Consider the following 19,825-nt stretch of genomic DNA (forward strand, 5'->3'; position numbering starts at 1 on the left):
GTATAGCTCTTTATAAGAGTTAATGGTTTGGAGAGTAGCGATGTCTAATAGTTGTAAAAAGTTGGTCATAGAGTCCATCTACGAAACGGTGGAAGTGAAAGGCACTTTTATGATGGAGCGCCGCTACAAGCACGACCGACGAAACTCAAAAACAAAAGTAGCCTACGACCGTAGAACTCAGCGTGATAAGCGCATTCCAGACACCAAAAGTATTGATGAACATGTATAAAAAGAGCCAGTGAACACTGGCTCTTTTTGTATTGCTAATGTAATTCGGGCTATTACACAGGACAATGACGCTACTTGGTAATAATTTCTGGCCCCATCAAAGTAGTCGGCAACCAGGTAGAAACCCAAGGTACATATGTCACAATAATTAAGAACAAGAACATCACTGCAACCCAAGGCAGTGCGGCCTTCACTACATGAAGCATCGACATCTTCGCAACCCCCGCGGTGACGAACAAATTGAGCCCCACAGGCGGCGTTATCATTCCTATTTCCATATTCACCACCATCATGATCCCTAAGTGGATCGGGTCAATCCCTAAGGCAATGGCAATTGGAAATACCAGTGGCGCAACAATAATCAACAGCCCGGAAGGCTCCATAAATTGACCGCCGATGAGCAGCAGAACGTTCACCACAATTAAGAAGGTTATAGGTCCAAGGCCTGCTGAAAGCATCGACTCTGTGATCATTTGTGGGATGCGTTCTTCCGTCAACACGTGCTTAAGAATTAGTGCATTCGCTATGATAAACAACAACATAATAGTCAGCTTACCGGCTTCGTATAACGTATGTTGAGTGTCCTTATGCACGAAAGTTTGCAAGGTTTTTAGCAGTGGGTTCGCTTTATTATTAGGGTCAGCGAAAGGCCCCATATCTTTGTAGATAAAGTTTGCGATAAAGAATGCATACACAGCGGCTACCGCTGCAGCTTCTGTTGGGGTAAACACGCCGCCGTATATACCGCCCAAAATGATCACAATGAGCAATAGCCCCCAACTGGCGTCTTTCGCCGCTTGAATGGCTTCTCCCCAGCCAACAAAGTCTTGTTTAGGGAGGTTTTTAACTCGGGCGGCAATGTAAATGGCAATCATCAGCATCAACCCAGCCAATAGACCTGGAATGACACCACCGAGGAACATACGTCCAACCGACACATCCGTTGCAGCGGCATAAACCACCATCACGATGGACGGCGGGATCAAAATCCCAAGCGTACCCGCATTACAGATTACCCCTGCCGCAAACTCTTTGGTGTAGCCATTTTTCACCATACCGGCAATGACAATACTACCGATAGCAACAACCGTTGCGGGTGACGAACCAGAGAGCGCAGCAAACATCATACAGGCGACAACGGATGCCATGGCCAGTCCACCTCTAAACCACCCAACCATCGCGATAGCAAAGCGGATTATGCGGCGTGCAACGCCACCTGTGGACATAAAACTAGACGCCAAGATAAAGAACGGGATCGCAAGTAACGTGTAGTGGCCTTCAAAGGCGTTAAATAACGTTTGTGCCACCGATGCGAGTGATCCATCAGAATGCACCATTAAGAATAAAACACTGGCAAGGCCAAGAGAAACGGCAATTGGCACACCAACAAGCATAAAGCCAATCACCATGAGAAATAGAACGAGAATCGCCATTAGAGTTTCTCCTTATCCAGGTTTTCTGGCTCTGCGGACAGCGCTTCAAGATCTTCTTCCGCTTCGTGACTTGTGATCATTCGGTCCAACTGGTTGGTTGCGACTTTATAAAGGATTTCACAAAAACGTAGAGTCAGCAGTAATGTGCCAATTGGAAGCGCTGCGTAGGGAATGAAACGGGGCAGTTTTTCATAACGCTCACCTTCGTTAAGCCAGTCAGATAAAAACTGCAATATTTCAGGCATGGGAATATCATCAGTCTCGTACCAAGCGCGATCAGTCACAAATGGGTACCAATAGTTCCAAGAGCCGATCAACAGCAAGACAGAAAACAGCAAACACAAGGAGGCCGCAATTAACGCAAAGATTTTTCGTGTTGCAGGTGAAGCCAAATTGATCACCACATCGACACCGATGTGGAAATGGTGTTTCACACCGTAGGATGCGCCCACCAGCACCATCCAAGCAAACATAAATACGGTTAATTCCAATGCCCATAAGATGTTATCGTTAAACACGTAACGAAATACAACATTAGTAAATGTCAGCAATGTCATAGCACCAAGGAAAAAAGCGATCAGCGTTTCTTCCACAAAATCAGTCCAGCTACGATTGCTTAGGTTGTTAGAAGTCATAGGTCATCCATATACCAAGGTAACAACAGAGCGGGGCAAGCGCACCCGCTCATTAAAGGGGTAATGAAGGGTTAGTTGTTTGATGCGATAGCAGCATCAATCAGATCAGAACCAATATCTTTTTCGAACTTTTTCCATACCGGTTGCAAAGCTTCAACCCACAATTGGCGCTGGTCGGGGGTCAAACTGCGCACTACCCCACCCGCTTCTATGATGTTGTTCTTGTTGGCTTGGTTAACTGCCGTGGATTCTGCATTTCGCAGGGTGGTAACTTCTTCCAATATGGTAGCCAACTGCTGACGTTGATCATCTGGCAGTGAATCCCAAAAATCCGTAGAGGTTACGACCAAGTAATCCAAAATTCCGTGGTTCGTTTCGGTGATACCATCTTGAACTTCAAAGAATTTCTTGCCGTATATGTTGGACCAAGTATTTTCCTGACCATCGATAACTTTTGTCTGTAGGCCGCCATACACTTCTTTAAACGACATTTTTTGTGGGTTAGCACCCAGCTGCTCAAATTGCGCCACCAGTACATCCGATGCCTGAACACGGAACTTTAATCCTTTTGCGTCTTCAGGAGTCAATAGCGGTTGGCTTGCAGACATTTGCTTCATCCCGTTATGCCAAAATGCCAGTCCTTTCACGCCACGACGGTTCATAGCATTTTTCAGCTTTTCACCCGCCTCTGAGTTTTGGAATCGGTCTACTGCAGCAACATCTTCAAACAAGAAAGGAAGATCGAAAATACGGTATTTCTTAGTGATTTTTTCAAACTTAGACAAAGATGGTGCCGCCATGTGCACATCACCATTAAGCAGCGCTTCGAGAACTTTATCATCATCGTAAAGTGTCGAGTTTGGGTACACTTGCATACACAGCTTGCCGTTCATCTCATCATTTACTCTTTGCTCTAAGAGTGAAGCTGCAATCCCTTTAGGGTGCTTATCGGTATTAGTTACATGACTAAACTTAACAACGGTTTCACCGTCATCACAGTTAGCGAAAGCATTGGCGCTTGATAAAGCGATCAGTGAGGTTGCTACAAGGGTAAGTGTGGTTTTCATGGAATCGTCCTTTTCTTATATGCCACATGGCTGTTTCACGTTTTTGTTCGCTGGGTACATCGTCATCCCTGCTGACTCTTTATCTATATCAAGATACGCGCCAGCCAAACTAAAACTTAACTATCAATGACTTACAAAATAGGACAAATTGTCACACTGCCATTTGGGTGATAATTCACCCTCACCTCTTATCCAAAATGGGTGAATAGTCACCCATCTATTTACAGGGATCTACTCGCGTGCGGCCTCCAAACTGTTAACGAAAAACAATAAAAAACGGGCGTGTTATAAACACGCCCGTTCTTCAATTTTAGAGAGACTATCTATGCTCGTATTAATGCTAAGTGTTATGCACTGGCATAAATAACACTGCCACCTTTAATTAGGTCGATGATCTCTTTAGTCAGCTCTGGCGCAAGTGCAGGACATCCCCAACTGCGACCCAAATAACCGTTTTGCTCTATGAATGATTCCGACACGTAGTCAGCACCGTGCACAACAATATAACGTTCACGAGCAAGGTCGTTTTGACCTTCTGTCAGGCCATCTAAACGAAGTGAATAACCGTTGCTGCCGTAGTAAGTATCGTCGGTCAAAAATGTGCCTAATGACGTTTTTCTCGAACTCATTACGTTCGAAAACTGAGTCGCAGTTTCCAATCCACTATTAACGCCATGAGAAACGTATGTGTGGTATAGCAACTCTTTTTTATTGAGATCGATAACATAGAAACGCTTCTCAGATGAAGGACGTTCGTAATCGATGATGGTAAGTAGGGGCTTTTTTCTGCCTTCAGTGGTCGCGTATGCATGATACGCTTCGCTATAGAGTTTAAAATTTACAACGTCAGATAGGCCAATTTCGTGGTAAGACTGTCGAATATCGTACTCAATTTGATTTTTCGCTTTTACCGTATTGGTATTGGAGTTTGCAGAGATGGCTAGCGGAAGGGCTAACATTACACAGGCGATAAAAATAGAATAAAGTTTCACTTTCATTAATACTAATCTTGCTCTTAAAAATAGACTCATTGATACGTTCGTAATGGTTTAGATTCAGTCTCCTTACCGTCAGAACAATCCTAACTCCTCCAAGCATCACCGATGTATCGGGTAAAAGCTCTGGTGAGTAAACCAACACATGGCCTACTTGAGCGGAAACGGATACTACAAGAGTCTCACAAAATTTAAATCAGAGAAATGTCAATTAATTAACCTTTTAGTATGTTTTTTACCCGGAGTGCGGGTTTTTAACACAATTTAATTTTTAATATCAATACACTATCGACGTAAAGATTGTTCTAATTTATTTTGTCAAAACGTGAAGAAGCAAGGCTTTTACGCCTTGCTTCCCTACCCTTAGCCCTGAATTTATCTAGGTTTAGGCCTTATTAGTCGTTACTCAGTTGAATTCGCTTCTCAGTTTGTCCGTCAAATAACACCACTTTTTGTAAATCAATACTCAAGGTGACGCTTTCACCCACCTTCACTTTGCTATCGGGTGATAATCGACACGCCACTTCCTGATTGAAAAAGCGTACCATGGCAATGGTATCAGGGCCTGTCGGCTCTAATACTTCAATCAAGCCTGTGACTTTAGTGTCTTGATGATTCATATCACTGCCTTCAGAGAGATGTTCGGGTCGAATACCCATAACTACCTCTTTTCCTTGCCATAATTCCATTCCCGCAGGCAGGGGCAACATTGATCTTGCGCCATCATCACCAACTAGCGCTAACAGAGATTTACCTTCCTGCACCTCAACAACGCCTTTAACAAAATTCATCGATGGCGACCCCATAAATCCAGCCACAAACAAATTACTCGGAGTATTGTAAATATCTGCTGGAGTACCCAATTGCTGCAGCTCTCCATCACGCATTACCGCAATGCGGTCGGCCAGTGTCATCGCTTCTATTTGATCATGAGTAACGTAGACGATTGTTGTACCAAGTTGTTGGTGAAGGCGCTTAATTTGATGACGCATATCAACGCGCAGTTTCGCATCCAAATTGGATAACGGCTCATCAAACAGGTACAGCTTAGGTCGACGTGCCAACGCTCGGCCCATTGCAACACGCTGCCTTTGCCCCCCAGACAATTGCGACGGTTTACGATCCAGCAATTGCTCGATTTGAAGCATTTCAGCTACGCGCTGAACTTCTAAATCAATTTCTGGCTTCGGCATTTTTTTCATTTCCAAACCAAATGCGATGTTGCCTCTAACCGTCATGTTTGGGTACAGAGCGTAAGATTGGAAGACCATAGCAATATCACGATCTTTGGGGGCCACTTGCTCCACATTTCGGCCATCAATCTTGATTTCGCCCCCGGTGATGCTTTCCAGCCCGGCGATGGTATTCATTAAGGTGGATTTACCACACCCAGAAGGCCCGACTAGGATAAGAAATTCTCCTGAGTCGATTTCTATGTCGATCCCTTTTAAGGTTTCGATGTCAGCCTTAGGATAGGTTTTGCGAATAGATTTTAGTTGTAAAGTTGCCATGTCATTATCCTTTGACTGAGCCCGCGGTAAGGCCGCGTACAAAATATTTGCCTGCTAGTACATAAACCAACAGCGTTGGAAGTGCGGCAATAATCGCTGCCGCCATGTCGACGTTGTATTCTTTCACCCCAGTAGAGGTATTCACCAGATTGTTCAATGCCACCGTGATTGGCTGCGTTTCAGAACCTGAGTACACCACTCCGAACAAAAAATCGTTCCAAATGGAGGTAAATTGCCAGATCACCGTCACCATAATAATCGGAGTTGATATGGGCATCAGAATGCGGAAGAACATGGTAAAGAAACCCGCTCCATCAAGCTTTGCTGCCTTAATCAATTCATCCGGTACTGCAACATAAAAGTTTCGGAAAAACAGAGTCGTAAAGGCCATACCGTAGACGACGTGTACAAAGACCAATCCAGCAGTGGTATTAGCAAGCCCGAGTTTGCCAAGTAACGCAGCCATAGGCAGCAACACCACTTGAAACGGGATAAAGCAGCCAAATAGCAACAAGCTAAAAAACAGATCGCTGCCTCTAAAACGCCACTTAGAAATGACATAACCGTTAAATGCGCCTAACAAGGTAGACAGAGCCACAGCGGGAACTGCCATCTGAAAAGAGTTCCAAAAATAGCCCTTCACACCATCACATTTCACGCCAGTACAGGCGCTAGACCAGGCTTTGGACCATGCATCCCACACCCACTCTTGAGGAAGACTCATTAAGTTACCGGCTTTAATATCGGGTAACGTCTTAAACGCCGTTGTGACCATCACAAACAGTGGCATTAGGTAAAAAAGACAAAACAGTATTAATAAGCTATATATCGCAAAGCGATGAAACGACATTGAACGTCCCATTATCGTCTCTCCCTAAGCTCTGAGTATAAGTAAGGTACAAGAATCGCCAGTACCCCCATTAGCATCATCATGGCACTGGCAGCACCTAGACCAATCTGACCTCGTGTAAAAGAGTGCGCGTACATAAACAGTGCTGGCAAGTCCGACGAATAGCCTGGCCCACCCGCGGTCATTGCTGTGACCAAGTCAAAACTCTTGATCGCAATATGCGAAGTGACGATAACAGCACTGAAGAAGACCGGTCGCAAACAAGGTAACAAAATACGTCGGTACACGGTGGGGAGCGATGCACCGTCGATGCGCGCTGCTTGAACAATGGATTCATCAATTCCGCGAAGCCCCGCCAAAAAAAGCGCCATAACAAACCCAGACGATTGCCACACAGCAGCAATAACCAAGGTGTATACCACCATATCTGAGTTGACCAACCAGTCGAAAGTGAATGACGTCCAGCCCCAGTCTTGCATCATTTTTTCAAGACCTAAACCTGGGTTTAAGATCCACTTCCAAGCCGTACCTGTGACAATGAACGACAAAGCCATTGGGTAGAGATAAATCGTGCGAATTGCGCCTTCATTACGAATTTTTTGATCCAACAAAATGGCTAAAAATACACCGAGGCCAATAGCCACCAGCATAAACATCAGTCCAAAAATACCTAAGTTAGTGATCGAGGTAATCCAACGATCGTTCTCCATCAACTTTTGGTATTGGGCTAGACCCACTAAATCGTAACTAGGTAAAAAACGCGAGTTGGTAACCGAAAGAAGCCCAGTCCAAAAGATGAACCCATAAATACACACCACTGTGAGCACCATACTCGGAGCTAACACCAGTTTAGGTAACACAGATTGCAATCTATCCATAATAGAGGGGCTTTGTTTCGAACTCGTCATAGGAACCACCGTATCCATATCAAGTCCTTGGGAAAGGTAAGGTAATGAGCTATCTCACCACTGCAATGGTGGTGAGATAGGCGTTTAAATGTCGGGCGTTATGTGCCCAATTTGAAAGGGTTTGATGCCAATTACATGGCAGCTTTAACAGCTTTAGCCAGTTTTGAGGCGGCTTCTTTAGGGTCGGCCGAAGAGTCGTTAAAGAAGTTAGTCACTACATCGTAGATAGCCCCTTGTGCATAGCTAGTAGTCGACATACCGTGAGCCATACTCGGGACAAGATCACCCGTTGTTGCTGACTCTTTAAAGGTAGCCATTGAATCCAATGCACACTGGTCAAACTTGCTCATATCCATATCCAAGCGAACTGGAATCGAACCTTTATTGAGGTTAAAGACTTCTTGGAAATCCTTATCTAGGATAGTTGCTGCAAGTGCTTTTTGAGCCATTTGACTCTCTTTATCATCAAGCTCGAAAAACGCAAAGCTGTCTACGTTGTGAGTAAACTGCCCTGCTGTACCTGGTGCGGGTACACACACATAATCTTTACCTGGCATTTTTCCTGCAGCAGTAAATTCACCTTTCGCCCAGTCACCCATGATCTGCATCGCAGCTTCACCGTTGATTACCATAGACGTAGCGACGTTCCAATCGCGACCTGGAGAGTTGGAGTCGATGTAGTCATGAACTTTTTGGAACTTGGCGAAGACTTCCACCATTTTTTCGCCGCCTAATACATCCATGTCTAGGTCAACAAAGGCTTTCACATAGTCTTCTGAGCCCAAGACATCCAATGCAATCGCTTCAAAAACTGTTGCGTCTTGCCAAGCTTGGCCACCATGCGCAAGTGGGATAAAGCCTGCTGCCTTGATTTTTTCAGCAGCAACAAAAAACTCATCCAAGGTTGTAGGCACTTGAGCGCCTGATTTTTCGAACACTGCTGGGTTAGCCCACAGCCAGTTTACACGGTGAACGTTGACAGGTACGGCTACATACTCGCCGTTAAACTTCATAATGTCCGTAACCATAGACGGCACGTTATCGTCCCATTTTTCTTCCGCTGCCACGTCATCTAAGGTGGTTAGGAAGCCAAGTCCACCCCATTCTTGAATGTCGTGACCTTTAATTTGAGCTGCTGAAGGAGGATTGCCAGATACTGCGCGCGTTTTAAGAACCGTCATCGCACTTTCGCCGCCACCACCAGCAACCGCGAAATCTTTCCAAGAGTGACCTTGTTCTTCTAGCATACCTTTAAGTGCTGCGACCGATTTGGCTTCGCCACCCGAAGTCCACCAGTGCAATACTTCAACTTCGCCAGCGAAGGCAGGAGCTACCGTGGCAGCCATAACAGATAGTGTAAGTAGGGTTTGTTTCAGTTTCATTTTATTATTCTTCCATGTAGTTGTGGTTGGATTTCCAACACATTCAGTCTACGCGGGATTAATCAACGTCACCGATACAAAGTGTAACCGCAGTGTAACAGTCGTGTTACATTTCGAGGGGCAATAATATCCACACATTCAAACCGCCACAACGTCGGTTTTTCAAGAGTAACTCTCCACCATGTCCATGAATAATATTTTGCGCGATGCCCAATCCAAGACCATGCCCGTCACTGTCATCAGCAATCCTGACATAAGGCTGGAACACGCGTTTTACTTGCTTCTCTGCGATGCCTGGGCCGTCATCCTGCAATAAAATGAATAAGGTGCCGAACAAATTGGTATGTCGAACAGTCACCCTATGGCCATACTTCACGCCGTTATCTATCAAATTTGTTAACGCGCGTTTTAACGCTAATGGCCGAGCATAGAGTGCAGGCCATTCATCCATAGGCAGTACAACCTTCACCCCTTGATGATTATGAACTTCGGCAACATTTTTGATCAGTCTTCCGATATGAACAGGTTCAACATTTTCATGCAAATCCGTCTCTTTGACACACTGAAGGGCACCTTTCACCATTAATTCCAGCTCATCAAGGTCTTGAGTAAACTTCATCCGCTTTTCATCACTAACCAATAGCTCGGTGCGCAGCCTTAAGCGAGTAATAGGCGTTTTTAAATCATGTGAGATAGCACTAAACAAAGTTTCTCTATCACGAATATAAGCTTGTATTCTCTGTTGCATGCGATTGAATGCTCTGGTTGCAATCAATACTTCAGTCACACCTTCCTCTTTAAGGGGCGGTTGCGAGCTGTCAAAACTCAACGAGCGCGCACGCCCTGCCAAACGTTTAAGAGGTTTAACCTGTCTCCTAAGCATTAAAAAAGTGGTCAACAGGACGATCAACGTAGCAATGCTGGTAACTTGCAACTGCGCCCAAGGCATCAAATCTCGCCCAAGCATGGTGTACGGAGAAGGCAGCAATGCTGCTATATATATCCATTGCCCCTGCGCAATTCGCAACTGCACAACCATAATTGGTGAATCAACCAAAGGAACCGTTAATGTGTGATGAGCCCAAGATTTTGGTAAATCATCAAGATAGATATCGTCTTTTAAAATCTTGAGATCTTTTGCCAGCGCAAAGTTAACCACGATATCCTGCACTTGAGGTAGCGCTTTATTGACCTCATTTTTTACTGAGCTAATGGCAATCTCGGTGTACTCTGAGGCCGGAAGATACTGCATAGACAATTCTTTTTGGTTGAACGACACAAAATGCCGAGTTCCTCCCATGTTTCTTATTTGATCCAGCACGATATGGCGATATTCAATAGGCAGAGAATCAAAGAATTGCACCGTTGAAGCAAACATATTCGCCATATTAGTAGCGGCCGCTTCAATTCCTATAAGCGCTTGTTTTCTTTCATTTACGTACCAAATACTCGTGGTGATTGCCTGCGCAAAAATGATCGCAAACAGTGTAAGAGTGATGGTGCGTGACACTAAAGTCCGTGGGATCAGAGTCATGTCAGGCCTTACGAGTGTTGTGCATCGACAGGCGCAGTAAAGAGATAGCCATTACCGCGAATTGTTTTAATATACACGGGTGTCTCTTCGCTCGATCCAAGGCGCTGCCTCAACCGACTCAGTTGAACATCTAGCCCGCGCTCGAAAGGTAAACTTTCACGTCCTTTGGTTTGTCTTGTTATTGTGTCTTTATCAAGCACTTGGTTGGGGTGCTGAAGAAAAAGCAGCAATAAGGCAAAATCACTGCCCGACAAATCAACTATCGTTTGGTCGACTTGGTGGATCAAACGATGCGACAAGGTTTCTAATTTCCAATCACCAAAATAGTAAAAGCTAGGCGGTCCCTCGTGCCCTGCATCACGGGAAGTTTTGGTGCGCCTGAGCAATGCCTTGACTCTTGCCATCAACTGGCGAGGATTAAACGGTTTGGCCACGTAATCGTCCGCACCGAGCTCAAGCCCGACTATCTGGTCCATCTCGTCCGATACGGCTGTTAGCATGATAATGGGTACGTTAGACCGAGCCCGTAACTTTCGACACAACTCGAAGCCATCATCACCCGGAAGCATAACATCCAAAAGAACTAAGTCCGGCTCAGAATGCGATGCCCAATACGCCTCCAGCGCATCACCGTCTTCCGCCACATCTAAGTGATAGCCAGCTTGCTCAAAATACTCTTTGAGTAACACGCCAATTTCTTGGTCATCATCGACCACCAAAATCCTATTCGTCACCCACTACCTCTCGATAAATTCTGTTGGTGTACTACCTTTTGGACTATGTTGAACTATTGTTAAACAATGTGTAACTGCGGTGGTCACACTAAAAGAAATTGTTCTCGATCTTAATGACATTTCTCAAGCTGTGTCACGTAGGTGCGAAAGCACTCCACACTACTTTGGTCTAGACTTTAAGATTGAACACAGATGTAGGGGCTCGATATTTGAACGACACGGTCACTTACTTCCGTTGGTTTATGCGCATGCTGTTTATTTTGTTAATCGTTGTCGCTGTGATAATTATAGAACAGATGCAATATGCCGCGTACCAATCCAACAAGCAGGACAAACTCAATGCGGCAACCATTACGTTGCAATCTGTCAGTGCTCGCTTTGAAACCCTAATAACCAACGAAATTCTTCGCGCCTCTCGACTCACCAACTACATCGTGGTTGCGCAAAATTCGTCACAGCAACATTGGCAAACGTTAGCTGAGTCGATGCTAAGAGACTCGCAAATACTAAGAACCGTGATCATCGCCCCACACGATAGAGTAGCGACTGTCTACCCAATGGCAAACAGCCAACAATACGTGGGTATGCGATTGCCGTTTTCGCCCAGCCACTGGCCTGGTGTTCTAACAGCTCAAATCAATCAAGCACCGGTGCTTAATGGCCCCATGAGAACCAACATGAGTTCAGAGGTACTGATACTGCGTTTACCTGTCTATATCGATCCCCCAGATAATGATCGTTATTGGGGAGGGTTGAGCTTAGAATTAGATTGGAACGTCCTGCTAGAGCAAGCAGGAGTGCTAGCATTGACCGATGAGTATCAGATTGCCATCTACTCCGACGATTACGGTATTGATAAGAAAAAACCCGTCTATGGCGAGCTAATCGATCACAGTGACGCAAGCCAAGAGATCTACTTTCCATTGAATCAATGGCGAATTGAAAGTCGAAAAATTCAGACCAACCTGCACTGGGATATATGGAACAGTTACGCCAAAATCCGCTTAATTGGCTACGCAATCTTGGCGCTGTTGTGCATTGCCTTCATTATGATCTATCGCCTTTACAGAACCGCAAATCGTCAATCGCTGCAAGATGACCTCACACAATTACCCAATCGACGCTACCTGATGTATACGCTCAATCAACTTGCCGATCACGCGACACGAACTAATAGTGTGTTTACCGTGCTCAATATTGACTTAAACAAGTTTAAGGCGATTAACGACACCTACGGGCACAGTGCTGGTGACAAAGTCTTACTTGCAGCGGCCAACCGGCTCAAATCGGGTTTGCGGGGCACCGACGTGGTTGCGAGAGTCGGTGGCGATGAGTTTATCGCTCTTATACCTAGGGTGGGACTAGAGTCGGATGTAGACATCATTATTAAAAATCTAAAAGATCGATTAGAAACCGAGCCTGTTCACCTTGATGAGAACGTAAAATCGGCAAAACAGGTGACTATCAGCTGCAGCTTTGGGTATGCCATTTTTAACAAAGATAGTAAGGACATTGATGTCCTATTGCGAAAAGCCGATGAGAAAATGTACCAAGTAAAGCATCAAGACCCTAATTAGCACCCATCATTGTTACTACGCAACTTTAGACTGCGGGCCTTCAACGATAACACACTGGTCGTCACTTTCTTTCTTTGCGGTATACATAGCGCGATCGGTCATACGTAGGATATTTTCAAATGACCAATTCACATGTTCATGAGTATAAAGGCCCACGGAGACATCGATATCAATCGGTTGCGCCCCTTCTATCTCTACTCTGAACTTTTTAAGCGAGGTAATCAGCTCAACCAATGGCTCTTTTGGTATTCGACAAACCACGACAAACTCATCACCACCAATACGGAATGCTCGCCCTGGCAATTGCATTTTCAGGTGACGTGAATATTGTTGCAGTACTCGATCACCGAAATGGTGACCATAGGTATCGTTGAGTTGCTTAAATTTATTGACGTCAAGGTAGCACAACGACTGTTTTGCTTTTAGCCCGCGGCCATAAAGTAGGTACATGGCTCGGCGATTGTATAGGCCGGTTAAATTATCGGTTAGCGACAGTCTAAACATGTACCACGCAGTCAATGCCGCTAGCACCAACGCAATCCATAAGACCATTTGGAACTTACTTGCGTACTCTTTTTCTCGAGCGAGCGTTTCTCTCCAGTCGGGGGTTAAATCGTAGCGCGCGTTAATCTGCTCAGTATCAATTAACCTAAACGCCATTGAAAACAAATGGGCCAATTGTTCACCGTACGGATTTTTTTGGAATCCCATTGCGATTTCAGACACATGAAATGGCTCGATACTCAGCTCTTCTTCAATACCAAGCTTATCGTCTTCCACTAGCCACTGATTGAGCTTGCTGCGATCAAGAGCGATGTAATCAATCTCCTGACGCAGTAGTGCTTTTAGTAATTCATCTTGATTTTCATACTGATAGAGCTGCTTTTGCGGAAGCAGTTCATTCAGCAGCTCTTCAAAGAAGTCATTATTTACAACGCCAATGCGTTCGATTAATAGCTCAGACACATTGCCATAAACCTGATGTTTATATCCGCTACGCTTAGCTAAAACAGCGACAGGGAAGTAATGTGGACTGGTAAAGTGGACAAACTCTTTACGTGCATCAGAAATCGTCAGAGGTGCAATCGCATCCACTTTCCCTTGCTTAAACGCAGTGTAAATATCATCCCAACTGTCACCAGCCTGGCTCACTATGTCACACTCAACCCCAATCAGATCACAGGCATGCAAAACCGTATCAGCACTGATCCCTTCAATATCCCCACTTTCCAAATAACGTGCAAACGGATAAAGGTTCTCTACCACAATGCTTATTGGTTCGGAGTGACTCTCAGGAAGATCTTGAGACTGTTTTTGTAAGGCCTTTTGTCTAATTTCAAATTGATACGCCAGTACATTTTCTCGAAGCTTTCTTTGCACATCCGGCTGATGGATCACTTTAACCATAGCATCGAGCAATTCCTGGTGTTGTCCTTTAGGAGCAACAATAGAGACAGGCTTTATCGGCAATTGATCGTTAAGAATTTGCGCCTCATACCCTTCCTCGAGCATCGGCTTTAAGTTATGAATCGCATCTATCATCGCGTCTACAAGCGACATAGACAACCACAACTGCCCTTGCTCCACGCCATCAAACTCGGCCACCCAAACATGTGGGTAGCGTTCTTTGATGAGTTCAACAAAAATAGTGTTTTTAGGTGCGGCCACTTTGGTGGCTTTATCCCAGTTAAACTCTGATTGGTACTGAGTAAACAGGTAGGTATATTCGATATTCGTCGGACTGGAAAAATTGTAATCTAGTGCACGCGATTCGGTAAAGGTAATGTTTGCCGCAAAGTCGCTTTCACCACTCGCCACCCCTTTCAACAAAGCGTCAAAATTCGGGTACTCTAAATAGACGATATCTAAGCCTAGTTGCTCAGACACTTCGTCGAAGAGTGTTTTAGTGATTACATCATCAGATTCCGTTGCAACGACGTACCTTCCTTCAATCGCAGCAAACGTCACTGGAGCACAGACAAGCAGTATCCATACTGCGAGTCGTCGTACCCAACCTAGCTTATTCATTATTATTCCTATACCATCCGCTGTTTAACCATACGACATGTTGAATCAATATTCAATGCGTTAGAGTTCGGGATGTGAATAGGACAAAATTATTAGATTGATCAGTACAAAAAAGCCCGTTCAAAATTTGAACAGGCTTTAAAGCAACTTTGGTTAAAGGATTAGGCGTTTGCTTCTCGCTGTGCAATAAATTCTAACGCCAGCTTCATACGCTGCACGCAACGCTCCTTACCAATGAGCTCCATAACTGCATCAACTGACGGTGATTGGCCACCACCTGTGACTGCAACGCGAAGCGGCATACCGATCTTACCCATTCCAATTTCTAGTTCTTCACAGACCGCAGCGATCACCTGCTGCTTAATGGCATCAGTAGACCAATCTGATAGTGCCTCAACTTTAGCTAATGCCAGCTCTAGTGGGCCTTTTGCCACACCACGAAGATGCTTTTTCGCTGCAGCGGCGTCAAACTCAGAGAAATCTTCATAGAAATAACGAGACTGCTGTGCCAGTTCAACCAAGGTGTTACAACGCTCACCTACGAGTGAAATGACAGCTTCAATGGCTGGACCATTGTCTGTGTTAATGCCTTGGTCATCTAAGTGCCATTGAAGGTGCTCAGCGACATATGCAGGATCGGAAGTTTTAATGTAGTGGTTGTTTAGCCACAACAGCTTGTCTGTATTGAATGCAGACGCTGATTTGCTAATCGCATCCAAGGAGAACAACTCAATCATCTCTTGCTGAGAAAAGATTTCTTGATCACCATGAGACCACCCCAAACGAACCAAGTAGTTGTTCAGTGCGTTTGGTAAATAACCTTGATCGCGGTATTGCATCACTGACACTGCGCCATGGCGTTTTGACAGTTTAGCGCCGTCATCGCCCAAGATCATTGCACAGTGGGCGAACGTTGGAACTGGTGCACCTAATGCTTCGTAAATATTAATTTGACGCGGTGTATTATTGATATGGTCTTCACCACGTACTACGTGAGTGATACCCATATCCCAATCATCAACGACAACACAGAAGTTATAAGTCGGTGAGCCGTCAGTACGACGAATAATTAGGTCATCTAGCTGTTCGTTGCCAATCTCGATGCGGCCACGAATTTGGTCTTCAAACACAACACTGCCACCCTTAGGGTTGCGGAAACGAATCACGCAAGGATCGCCGTCTTTTGCCGCCTCGTTTACTGCTTTTATTTTAGGGTGCTCTGCATCGTAGCGAGGCATCTCTTTAGCTGCTTCTTGCTCAGCGCGAATCTCATCTAACAGCTCTTTTGATGCATAGCACTTATACGCTTTGTCATCGGCAAGTAACTGATCAACCATCTCGTTGTAACGATCAAAGCGCTTGGTTTGGTAGTAAGGACCTTCATCCCACTCCATACCCATCCAGCTCATGCCTTCTAAAATTGCGTCCACAGCTTCTTGAGTAGAACGCTCAAGGTCTGTGTCTTCAATACGCAACACAAATTCCCCGCCATTTTTCTTAGCAAAAAGCCAAGAGTATAGTGCTGTACGTGCACCACCAACGTGTAAATAGCCAGTTGGACTTGGAGCAAAACGTGTTTTTACCGTCATGAGTTAACCTTAGTAATGGGCCGGATGGCCGAAATCAATCAATTTGCGCGACATTTTAGCAAGATATAGGAGGGAGGCAAGTTGAGAGTGTTGGATGGCTGTTTCGACATGCGAGATTGGAACGCGACGGGCTGCCACACCCAACCCGATAGGCTGTCGATGCCACTTTCATTTTAACGTTTTAATTTTACTACTTCAGATAGCAAAAAGCCTCGCTAGTATAGCGAGGCTTCTTTAAAAGTGGTCGGTGAAGAGGGATTCGAACGCGGCGGGCTTCCGCACCCGACCCGATGGGCTGTCGATGCCAATGACACATTAACGTTCGAATTTTTAAACTTCAAATAGCAAAAAGCCTCGCTAATATAGCGAGGCTTTTTAAAGGTGGTCGGTGAAGAGGGATTCGAACGCGGCGGGCTTCCGCACCCGACCCGCTGGGCTGTCGATGCCAATGACACATTAACGTTCGAATTTTTAAACTTCAAATAGCAAAAAGCCTCGCTAATATAGCGAGGCTTTTTAAAGGTGGTCGGTGAAGAGGGATTCGAACCCCCGACCCTCTGGTCCCAAACCAGATGCGCTACCAAGCTGCGCTATTCACCGAACTGTATTCCCAGTATTTATCTCATTTCGAGGGTCTAACCCTCTGGTCCCCTTATACCCAAGGGACGAGATGCGCTACCAAGCTGCGCTATTCACCGAATCAGTCTCTCAATGGCCGTTGCCCTTCGAGAGCCGCAATAATACGGATTCGAGTGAACGATGCAACCCTTTTTTTCAATTTTTTTACCCTTACTTGCTAAGTGCACCAGAACCCCCAAGGTGATCTCTTTAACATTTTGTTATTACAAACTTTCCACACCCACAACAAATGAAAAACAATTGATCCAGATCAGTACAAAAAAGCATCAGCAGATTAATTTAGTGCTTGTCTTCTGACTTTCTACAAGGGTTTGAAAATGGATTTTTGGATGGATCAGCTGTTTGGAAATAGTGTCGGCCTCTCTTCAATGTTAGTCATCTTTGGCGCGTTCGCGTTGATGATATTCTTTTTCGGCTTTTTTGTTTACAAAGTTATGAGTGACAAATCTCCTCACTAAATCAATTCGCAATGGGTATGTTGCTGCCGGAGAGATTTCCTAATCGCTCCGGTTTTTTTATTGGGATTTCCGCGCAACTCTGAATATAATTGGACAAAATATCCATTGAGATTCCAATCATGTCCAATGATGCATTAGATGGCGAAGATCTGTTTCGTCAAATGATGGGCGATGTTACCCCTCTCAAACAAGACACCACCAACCACGAAAATAAATCTCGCATTACTGATGCACAATTGGCTCGTCAAGCCGCCGCCGTAAAAGAGTCGGAGCCACTGAGCGACTATTTGACACTCGATAATGCACCAATCATTAAGCCCGATGATCTCATCGAATATAAGAAAGATGGTGTACAAGATGGTGTGTACAAAAAGCTCCGATTAGGTAAGTACCCGATTCAAGCAAGACTCGACTTGCACAAGAAATCGCTTAAGCACGCTCGTGATGAGGTCATAGAATTTGTAAAACGCTGCATGCGACTTGATATTCGAACTGTGGTCATTGTTCACGGTAAAGGGCATCACTCAAACCCGCCAGCGCTTATAAAAAGCTATCTTGCTGCTTGGCTTGAACACATCCCTGAGGTAATGTGTGCGCACTCTGCTCTACCACAGCACGGTGGCACCGGAGCACTCTATTTAATGCTAAGAAAAAGTGACGCGAAAAAGCAAGAAACTCGCGAACGCCATCAAAAGCGACTTGGCTAACCGACCAATAAGCCGTTGAGAAACGTAAAGGATACCTATGACTACTGAAAAAAGATTAAACAAGTTTATTAGCGAAACAGGATTTTGCTCACGCCGCGAAGCCGACAAGTTGATCGACGCTGGCCGAGTCACAGTGAACGGTATTAAGCCAGAGATGGGGCTTAAAGTAACCGACAATGACACCGTATTGATCGACAACAAGCCATTAAAAGCTAAGGCTAAACCGATTTATATTGCCCTCAACAAGCCAACCGGTATCACCTGCACAACGGAAAGAGACGTACCCGGAAACATTGTTGACTTCATTGGGCATAAGCAGCGCATCTTCCCTATTGGTCGCTTGGATAAACCGTCAGATGGTTTGATCTTCTTGACCAACGACGGCGACATCGTCAACAAAATCCTACGTGCCGGTAATGACCACGAAAAAGAGTATGTAGTACGGGTAGACAGACCTATCACGGATAAGTTTATTCAGTCTATGTCACGCGGTGTGTCTATTTTAGACACGGTGACACTTCCGTGTAAGGTGACTCAAGAGAGCAAATACAGTTTCCGCATTGTACTTACTCAAGGTTTGAATCGACAAATTCGCCGCATGTGTGAAGCGCTTGGCTATGAAGTATTTAAACTGCGTCGAGTACGTATTATGAATATCAGCATTGATGGCATTCCCAACGGAGAGTGGCGTTACTTAACGGACGTGGAAGTTAAGCAAATTTTATCACTTGTTGAAGGCTCTAGCGGTACAGAAGAAGCATCAAAAAAAGATCAAACGGGTCAACGCATTCGTAGAGCGACTGATGCCAAATTGTTTGATAGCCGTGAAGAAAACCAAAGCTCTAAGGCAAGACGCAACCAGAAGACCTATAGAGGCCATGGTGCCGATGAGTTTAGGCACGCACCTAAATCGAATCCAAATAAAAGACGCCATGGTGCCAAGCCACACTCAGACAACGGCTCTTCCACACCCAGTCGACCACGTAAAAGCGGAACACTTGGACTTAAGCGTTAATCCCCCTGTTTAAGAGGCATAAACCGGGCACGTGTCACCGCTGCCAAATCTTGCGGTGACAGTTGTATATCGAGCCCACGCTTACCACCGCTCACCAAAATCTGTTTCAATTTCAATGCGCTGTCATCTATAAAGGTTGGCAGCGCTTTTTTCTGTGCGATGGGGCTTATGCCACCCACTAAATACCCTGTCACCGCCTGGGCAATGGTAGGCTCAGCCATCTCGGCTTTTTTAACGCCTGCCGCCTTGGCCGCTAGTTTCAAATTCAATGACGAATCCACTGGGACAATCGCAACGGCCAGTTGTTTGGCCGCGCCATTCAGTGAGAAAAGCAACGTTTTAAATACGCACTTAGGATCAAGGTTTAGCGCTTTGGCCGCTTCCATACCAAAGTTACGACTGTTTGGATCGTGCTCAAAGCTGTGCAGGGAATGGGTGATTTTTTTCTTTTTAAGAAGATTAACAGCAGGAGTCATGGCAGCAGTGTAATTGGGTTTAATGTTTACAATAATAAAGAGGCTAGAACAAGTCTAGC

Annotated in this window: 17 protein-coding genes, 1 tRNA gene and 1 pseudogene; 5 read left to right on the forward strand and 14 right to left on the reverse strand. The window is 45.2% G+C overall.

Annotated features, from left to right (window positions below; all coding sequences use genetic code 11):
• Positions 1 to 40 precede the first annotated feature (40 nt).
• Positions 41 to 229: a hypothetical protein gene (locus tag JQC93_RS08035; RefSeq protein ID WP_205157930.1), complete on the forward strand. Its 189-nt coding sequence runs from the start codon at positions 41 to 43 to the stop codon at positions 227 to 229.
• A 70-nt stretch (positions 230 to 299) separates the two neighbouring features.
• Here the strand turns inward: JQC93_RS08035 and JQC93_RS08040 are convergent, their stop codons facing one another.
• From JQC93_RS08040 to JQC93_RS08085, 10 genes are all read right to left on the reverse strand, one after another.
• The gene (locus JQC93_RS08040) at positions 300 to 1,661 is read right to left on the reverse strand and encodes a TRAP transporter large permease (RefSeq protein WP_205157931.1); all 1,362 of its coding nucleotides are present in this window, start codon (positions 1,659 to 1,661) and stop codon (positions 300 to 302) included.
• Positions 1,661 to 2,296, reverse strand: a complete 636-nt coding sequence (locus tag JQC93_RS08045; RefSeq protein WP_205157932.1) for a TRAP transporter small permease — start codon at positions 2,294 to 2,296, stop codon at positions 1,661 to 1,663. Before JQC93_RS08045 ends, JQC93_RS08040 begins: the two co-directional genes overlap by 1 nt.
• Before the next feature lie 71 nt (positions 2,297 to 2,367).
• On the reverse strand, positions 2,368 to 3,363 hold the full coding sequence (locus JQC93_RS08050; protein WP_205157933.1) for a TRAP transporter substrate-binding protein: 996 nt from the start codon (positions 3,361 to 3,363) through the stop codon (positions 2,368 to 2,370).
• A 347-nt stretch (positions 3,364 to 3,710) separates the two neighbouring features.
• A complete protein-coding gene (locus tag JQC93_RS08055) occupies positions 3,711 to 4,361 on the reverse strand; it encodes a murein L,D-transpeptidase catalytic domain family protein (RefSeq protein WP_205157934.1) in 651 nt (216 codons plus the stop codon).
• Between the two features lie 392 nt (positions 4,362 to 4,753).
• Complete coding sequence (locus JQC93_RS08060) at positions 4,754 to 5,869, reverse strand: ABC transporter ATP-binding protein (protein WP_205157935.1); 1,116 nt, start codon at positions 5,867 to 5,869, stop codon at positions 4,754 to 4,756.
• Between the two features lie 4 nt (positions 5,870 to 5,873).
• The gene (locus tag JQC93_RS08065; protein WP_205157936.1) at positions 5,874 to 6,731 is read right to left on the reverse strand and encodes a carbohydrate ABC transporter permease; all 858 of its coding nucleotides are present in this window, start codon (positions 6,729 to 6,731) and stop codon (positions 5,874 to 5,876) included.
• On the reverse strand, positions 6,731 to 7,645 hold the full coding sequence (locus JQC93_RS08070; protein ID WP_205157937.1) for a carbohydrate ABC transporter permease: 915 nt from the start codon (positions 7,643 to 7,645) through the stop codon (positions 6,731 to 6,733). Before JQC93_RS08070 ends, JQC93_RS08065 begins: the two co-directional genes overlap by 1 nt.
• Positions 7,646 to 7,758: 113 nt before the next feature.
• The gene (locus JQC93_RS08075) at positions 7,759 to 9,009 is read right to left on the reverse strand and encodes an ABC transporter substrate-binding protein (protein WP_205157938.1); all 1,251 of its coding nucleotides are present in this window, start codon (positions 9,007 to 9,009) and stop codon (positions 7,759 to 7,761) included.
• A 106-nt stretch (positions 9,010 to 9,115) separates the two neighbouring features.
• Positions 9,116 to 10,543, reverse strand: coding sequence for an ATP-binding protein (locus JQC93_RS08080; protein WP_205157939.1), 1,428 nt, complete (start codon positions 10,541 to 10,543; stop codon positions 9,116 to 9,118).
• A gap of 8 nt (positions 10,544 to 10,551) precedes the next feature.
• Positions 10,552 to 11,277: a response regulator gene (locus JQC93_RS08085; protein WP_205157940.1), complete on the reverse strand. Its 726-nt coding sequence runs from the start codon at positions 11,275 to 11,277 to the stop codon at positions 10,552 to 10,554.
• A 209-nt stretch (positions 11,278 to 11,486) separates the two neighbouring features.
• Here JQC93_RS08085 and JQC93_RS08090 point away from each other — a divergent pair, with 209 nt between their 5' ends.
• The gene (locus tag JQC93_RS08090; RefSeq protein WP_205157941.1) at positions 11,487 to 12,854 is read left to right on the forward strand and encodes a sensor domain-containing diguanylate cyclase; all 1,368 of its coding nucleotides are present in this window, start codon (positions 11,487 to 11,489) and stop codon (positions 12,852 to 12,854) included.
• A 15-nt stretch (positions 12,855 to 12,869) separates the two neighbouring features.
• On the opposite strand, the gene JQC93_RS08095 is transcribed toward JQC93_RS08090, so the two are convergent.
• The 3 genes from JQC93_RS08095 to JQC93_RS08105 all read right to left on the reverse strand — a co-directional run bounded on the left by JQC93_RS08095 (position 12,870) and on the right by JQC93_RS08105 (position 17,071).
• Positions 12,870 to 14,882, reverse strand: coding sequence for a transporter substrate-binding domain-containing diguanylate cyclase (locus JQC93_RS08095; RefSeq protein WP_205157942.1), 2,013 nt, complete (start codon positions 14,880 to 14,882; stop codon positions 12,870 to 12,872).
• A 161-nt stretch (positions 14,883 to 15,043) separates the two neighbouring features.
• Positions 15,044 to 16,471: a glutamate--tRNA ligase gene (gene gltX, locus JQC93_RS08100; RefSeq protein ID WP_205157943.1), complete on the reverse strand. Its 1,428-nt coding sequence runs from the start codon at positions 16,469 to 16,471 to the stop codon at positions 15,044 to 15,046.
• Positions 16,472 to 16,994: 523 nt separating this feature from the next.
• Positions 16,995 to 17,071: transfer RNA gene (locus JQC93_RS08105), tRNA-Pro, on the reverse strand.
• 356 nt (positions 17,072 to 17,427) lie between these two features.
• Between JQC93_RS08105 and JQC93_RS08110 the strand changes: the two genes are divergently transcribed.
• From JQC93_RS08110 to rluF, 3 genes and pseudogenes are all read left to right on the forward strand, one after another.
• Positions 17,428 to 17,568 carry a DUF3149 domain-containing protein gene (locus JQC93_RS08110; RefSeq protein ID WP_205157944.1) on the forward strand — a complete coding sequence of 47 codons (141 nt, stop codon included), beginning with the start codon at positions 17,428 to 17,430 and terminating at the stop codon, positions 17,566 to 17,568.
• A gap of 119 nt (positions 17,569 to 17,687) precedes the next feature.
• Positions 17,688 to 18,275 (forward strand): DNA endonuclease SmrA, encoded by a 588-nt coding sequence (gene smrA / locus JQC93_RS08115; RefSeq protein ID WP_205157945.1) that lies wholly within the window; start codon positions 17,688 to 17,690, stop codon positions 18,273 to 18,275.
• 31 nt (positions 18,276 to 18,306) lie between these two features.
• Positions 18,307 to 19,189, forward strand: a pseudogene (gene rluF, locus JQC93_RS08120) (23S rRNA pseudouridine(2604) synthase RluF); the annotation flags it as partial.
• 97 nt (positions 19,190 to 19,286) lie between these two features.
• Here the strand turns inward: rluF and ybaK are convergent.
• Positions 19,287 to 19,766: a Cys-tRNA(Pro) deacylase gene (gene ybaK, locus JQC93_RS08125; protein ID WP_205157946.1), complete on the reverse strand. Its 480-nt coding sequence runs from the start codon at positions 19,764 to 19,766 to the stop codon at positions 19,287 to 19,289.
• Positions 19,767 to 19,825: the final 59 nt, after the last annotated feature.

Origin of the sequence: Vibrio ulleungensis (assembly GCF_016900875.1) — a bacterium.
GTDB classification, from domain to species: Bacteria; Pseudomonadota; Gammaproteobacteria; order Enterobacterales; family Vibrionaceae; genus Vibrio; species Vibrio ulleungensis.

What these genes read in the sequence shown, in the direction of transcription:
- gltX (WP_205157943.1), bottom strand. Translation starts at nt 16,471, where the DNA reads ATGACGGTAAAAACACGTTTTGCTCCAAGTCCAACTGGCTATTTACAC.
- JQC93_RS08035 (WP_205157930.1), top strand. Translation starts at nt 41, where the DNA reads ATGTCTAATAGTTGTAAAAAGTTGGTCATAGAGTCCATCTACGAAACG.
- smrA (WP_205157945.1), top strand. Translation starts at nt 17,688, where the DNA reads ATGTCCAATGATGCATTAGATGGCGAAGATCTGTTTCGTCAAATGATG.
- JQC93_RS08070 (WP_205157937.1), bottom strand. Translation starts at nt 7,645, where the DNA reads ATGGATACGGTGGTTCCTATGACGAGTTCGAAACAAAGCCCCTCTATT.
- JQC93_RS08065 (WP_205157936.1), bottom strand. Translation starts at nt 6,731, where the DNA reads ATGGGACGTTCAATGTCGTTTCATCGCTTTGCGATATATAGCTTATTA.
- JQC93_RS08055 (WP_205157934.1), bottom strand. Translation starts at nt 4,361, where the DNA reads ATGAAAGTGAAACTTTATTCTATTTTTATCGCCTGTGTAATGTTAGCC.
- JQC93_RS08095 (WP_205157942.1), bottom strand. Translation starts at nt 14,882, where the DNA reads ATGAATAAGCTAGGTTGGGTACGACGACTCGCAGTATGGATACTGCTT.
- JQC93_RS08045 (WP_205157932.1), bottom strand. Translation starts at nt 2,296, where the DNA reads ATGACTTCTAACAACCTAAGCAATCGTAGCTGGACTGATTTTGTGGAA.
- JQC93_RS08075 (WP_205157938.1), bottom strand. Translation starts at nt 9,009, where the DNA reads ATGAAACTGAAACAAACCCTACTTACACTATCTGTTATGGCTGCCACG.
- JQC93_RS08050 (WP_205157933.1), bottom strand. Translation starts at nt 3,363, where the DNA reads ATGAAAACCACACTTACCCTTGTAGCAACCTCACTGATCGCTTTATCA.
- JQC93_RS08110 (WP_205157944.1), top strand. Translation starts at nt 17,428, where the DNA reads ATGGATTTTTGGATGGATCAGCTGTTTGGAAATAGTGTCGGCCTCTCT.
- JQC93_RS08080 (WP_205157939.1), bottom strand. Translation starts at nt 10,543, where the DNA reads ATGACTCTGATCCCACGGACTTTAGTGTCACGCACCATCACTCTTACA.
- JQC93_RS08040 (WP_205157931.1), bottom strand. Translation starts at nt 1,661, where the DNA reads ATGGCGATTCTCGTTCTATTTCTCATGGTGATTGGCTTTATGCTTGTT.
- ybaK (WP_205157946.1), bottom strand. Translation starts at nt 19,766, where the DNA reads ATGACTCCTGCTGTTAATCTTCTTAAAAAGAAAAAAATCACCCATTCC.
- JQC93_RS08060 (WP_205157935.1), bottom strand. Translation starts at nt 5,869, where the DNA reads ATGGCAACTTTACAACTAAAATCTATTCGCAAAACCTATCCTAAGGCT.